3 protein-coding genes are annotated in these 4,092 nt (G+C 59.9%); 2 read left to right on the top strand and 1 reads right to left on the bottom strand.

Annotation, left to right across the window (positions count from 1 at the left end):
- Nucleotides 1–273 precede the first annotated feature (273 nt).
- Nucleotides 274–798: an MATE family efflux transporter gene (locus C814_RS11040; RefSeq protein ID WP_081644956.1), complete on the top strand. Its 525-nt coding sequence runs from the start codon at nucleotides 274–276 to the stop codon at nucleotides 796–798.
- 337 nt (nucleotides 799–1,135) lie between these two features.
- Here C814_RS11040 and C814_RS11035 read toward each other — a convergent pair whose 3' ends face one another.
- Nucleotides 1,136–1,738 (bottom strand): hypothetical protein, encoded by a 603-nt coding sequence (locus C814_RS11035; protein WP_016317912.1) that lies wholly within the window; start codon nucleotides 1,736–1,738, stop codon nucleotides 1,136–1,138.
- 618 nt (nucleotides 1,739–2,356) lie between these two features.
- Between C814_RS11035 and C814_RS11030 the strand changes: the two genes are divergently transcribed.
- The gene (locus C814_RS11030; RefSeq protein ID WP_016317910.1) at nucleotides 2,357–3,955 is read left to right on the top strand and encodes an MBL fold metallo-hydrolase RNA specificity domain-containing protein; all 1,599 of its coding nucleotides are present in this window, start codon (nucleotides 2,357–2,359) and stop codon (nucleotides 3,953–3,955) included.
- Nucleotides 3,956–4,092 lie beyond the last annotated feature (137 nt).

Below are 4,092 nucleotides of genomic sequence, written 5' to 3'. Positions count from 1 at the left end.
GCCGAGTGGCGGTTTCTGCCTTTTATCCGTATCGTTACGGTATATCCAAAGATATGTAACGTTATGGTAATTGGCATTGCCTCACCCCCTTTCGGGTGGTGTGGCTGACCGCCTGCCGTTGCTGCAGCGCCCGCACTCATTTTATCATGGGACTGGTTTCCAGTCAATCACCAAGAGGGAATCTTCCCCCTCCTGGGTTCTCCCCTTTTTAAGAGGCAACGCGCTGCACTGTTGCACAATCCTCCAAATTTTCCTTGGAAAAAGCGGCGAAATATGCTACAATACAGACAAAAGACGTACAACATCCAGAAAGGTCTGGTTCCGATGACACGAGACATGACCACCGGCAGCATCCCGCGGCACATGCTGGCCTACGCGGTGCCGCTGCTGTTCGGGAACCTGTTCCAGCAGCTTTACAACACGATAGACTCGCTGGTAGTGGGGCGGATGGACGGAAAACAGGCGCTGGCAGCGGTAGGTGCGGCGGGGCCGGTTATGAACATCCTGATCTTTCTGATCGTGGGGATTTCGATGGGCGCGTCGATCCTGATGGCGCTGTTTTACATCTGTACCGGCGTCTGCAATTCGTTCCAGGGCCTGTTCCGCGGGCTGGGAAAACTCCAGGTCACCCTTTATGCAACCCTCGTGCAGATTCCGATACGTGTCGCCATCACCTGGCTGCCGGTTCCGCCGCTCGGCGTCACCGGCGCAGCCGCCGGGGTGGCCTGCGGCTGGCTCTGCATGATCGCCTACGAGCTTTACGCCTATCGCAAGCATTGGAAAACCACCACCCCATAACCAAAAAGCTTTACTCGATTTTTCTCGAAAAATCGCGGGGTCGAGGGGCAGAGCCCCCGCCGCTTGCCGCAGCAAGCGGAACGCCTGCCTGGGCGCGCCGCGCGCCCGCCTGAGAAGCGCTTTTTGCTCCGGCCTAAGAGCCGGCGCTTCGCGCCGGTTGGCCTATGCACGCCGCTGCGGCGGCAGTCGGGTGAATTGCCGCGGAGCGGCAAGAGGGGGCTTTTTGCAAGAGAAAAAGCCCCCTAAAAAAGGCTCCCGCCTACCAAAAAAATTTGGGGAGATTCCGACGGGGGTTGATCGGCCAAAATAAAAAGGAGGGGAAAACTTCCCTCCTTTTTCATTGGTCAGCGGGACAGAACAAAATCAGCAGCAAATCCGATTCCGGCGCATCGGCGCGCGGCTGCCCGATGCGTACAGCACAGCCGGTTCCCCTGATTTCGCTTTTCCATTCGGTAACCGCTTCGTAGGTTTTGCGCGCGCCGGAGGGCGGTTCCCCCTGCTGCACAGCGGCGCTCTTTTCATTGCGGGTTGCGAGGAACGCGTCATAGACCTCCCGTCCGCTCTCGAACCCGCCATAGAGAACCGTTGCAAAGATAACCGCCTTTTCCCAATCCTGCGCGGGCAGCGAAACGCTCACCCCATACGGGTCATTTTCGGAGGGCAGGAAGGAGAGCCGGAGCATCCGCCCCTGCGGCTCCCCCGTACTCGAGACGATCGCAACCATCCTTCCTTCCGGGTCGTGCAGGGTGTAAACGGTCTGCCCCTCGGCCCAGGATTCCTCGGCCGCGATCGTCCACGGAAGCCCAGCCCGCTCCAGCGCGGCCTCGACCACACCAGCCTCCAGCGGGAATTCGGGCACAGGCAGGCCCTGCCGCCCGCAGCCGCAGCACCCCGCCAGCACCACACAAACAGCCATCCACCAGCCGAAAAAACGTTTCATTTCCGCTCCTTTGCAAAGGCTCCTTCCCAATCGCAACCCACCCATTCTCTTGACAGCGCCCACATTACAGAGTATCATAAAGACGAAAGAAGGCGCTACCGGCAGACGGTCAGCCCCCTTTAAGATTTACGGAAATAACCGCAGCACTTGGCTAGGGTGGCGGTTATTTCTTTTTGTTGCATCTAATACAAGAGCAACAACGCCCAGAATTACCAGACAGAACTGGAACAGTTCCACATATGTAACCATAAGCATCTCCCCCTTTCTTCAAGGGGGCCAACCGCCTGCAACCGTTGTGGCGGCACCTTGTCCTTATTCTATCATGGGAACGCTTTCCAGTCAATAACCAGGAGGGAATCTTTCCCCTCCTGGTTTCTCCCCTTTTTAAGAGGTAACGCGCTGCACCGCTGCACAATCCCCCAAATTTTCCTTGGAAAAAGCGGCGAAATATGCTACAATATAGACAAAGAGCGCACCACATCCAAAAAGGTCCGGCTCCGGCAACACAGGACACAGCCACCCGCGGCATCCGGCGTTCCGCGCCTGTGTGGGGAAGCCGCGCGTGAGGGTGTTTTTGCCGGGAGCCGGACAGACGCTGCCAAAAAAGGGAGTGAATGTATGCAGTTATCATTTTTAGGGGCAGCCCATGAGGTGACGGGGAGCTGTCATTATCTGCAAGCGTGTGGAAAGCACATCCTGATCGACTGCGGGATGCGGCAGGGCGGGGACGAGATCGAGCCGCCGGAACCGCGGTTCACCCCGGCGCAGATCGACTATGTGCTGCTGACCCACGCACACATTGACCATTCGGGACACCTGCCGCTGTTGAGCAAGCAGGGGTTCCGGGGGCAGATCTACGCGACCGACGCGACCTGTGACCTGTGTGAAATCATGCTGCGGGACTCGGCGCACATCCAGGAATTCGAAGCCGAGTGGCGCAACCGCAAGGGCAAGCGGTCGGGGCAGGAGCCGTACGAACCGCTTTATACGATGGAGGACGCGGAAAATGCGATCCGCAATCTGGTCCCATGCAGCTATGGCAAACGGTTCCAGCTCTGTGAGGGAATCGAAGTGCGGTTCATCGACGTGGGGCACCTGCTGGGGTCGTCGTCGATCGAGGTATGGATCGACGAGGCGGGCGAAACCTCCAAGCTGGCGTTCTCCGGGGATATCGGCAACATCAACCAGCCGCTCATCAAAGACCCGGCCTTCCTCGAGGAGGCGGACTATGTGGTGGTGGAATCGACCTACGGGAACCGCCTGCACAACCCGCCGCCCGACTACAGCGAAAGCCTGGCGCAGATCATCCAGCGCACCCTCGACCGCGGGGGCAATGTGGTCATCCCGTCGTTCGCGGTGGGGCGCACCCAGGAGATGCTCTATTTCCTGCGGGAGATCAAAGCGCGCGGATTGGTGCAGGGCCACCGGGATTTCCCGGTCTACGTGGACAGCCCGCTCGCGATCGAGGCAACCAACATCTTCAACGAGAACCGGCTCGACTGTTTCGACGAGGAAGCGCTCGAGCTGGTCAACCACGGGATCAACCCGATCACCTTCTATGGGCTGAACCTCGCGGTCACGAGCGACGAATCCCGCGCGATCAACTTCGATAACCGCCCCAAGGTGATCATCTCGGCGTCGGGGATGTGCGAGGCCGGGCGGATCAAGCACCACCTCAAGCACAACCTCTGGCGGGAGGAATCCACCGTAGTATTCGTGGGATACCAGGCGGTGGGCACCACCGGCCGCGCGATCCTCGAGGGCGCACCCAACATCAAGCTGTTTGGAGAGACGATCGACGTGCGGGCGGAAATCGTGGCGCTGCAAGGGGTGAGCGGCCACGCCGACCAGGCCGGGCTGCTCCGCTGGCTGGACGCCTTCTCCCCCAGGCCCCGCCGGATCTTCGTGGTGCATGGGGACCGCACCGTCTGCGACGAGTTTGCCGCGCTGCTCGAATCCCGGTACGGGATACCGGTTTCCGCCCCCGAGTACGGTGAGCGCTACGACCTTGCTGCCAACATCATGGTCGAAAAAGGCGTGCGCCCGCAGGCCAAAAAGGCCGGGACGCTGCGTCCGGTTTCCGCCGCATTTGCGCGTCTGCTCGCCGCCGGAAAACGGCTTATGGTGGTCATCGAACACAACAAGGGCGGCACCAACAAGGACCTCGCCCGGTTCACCAGCCAGATCCAGTCGCTCTGCGACAAGTGGGACAGATAGACAACGGAAGTTTGGGTCCCAGACCAAACTTCCAGGCGCAGGGCGCCTTCCTCAAAGGTGCGCGGCGTTTTGGGTTCCAGACCAAAACGCCCCCACTCGCGGCTTTCTCGCGCAGGCGCGAAGCGCGGCTAATGCCG

Source organism: Anaerotruncus sp. G3(2012), assembly GCF_000403395.2.
Taxonomy (GTDB): Bacteria; Bacillota; Clostridia; order Oscillospirales; family Ruminococcaceae; genus Anaerotruncus.
This window is presented reverse-complemented; position numbering and strand designations above follow the sequence as displayed.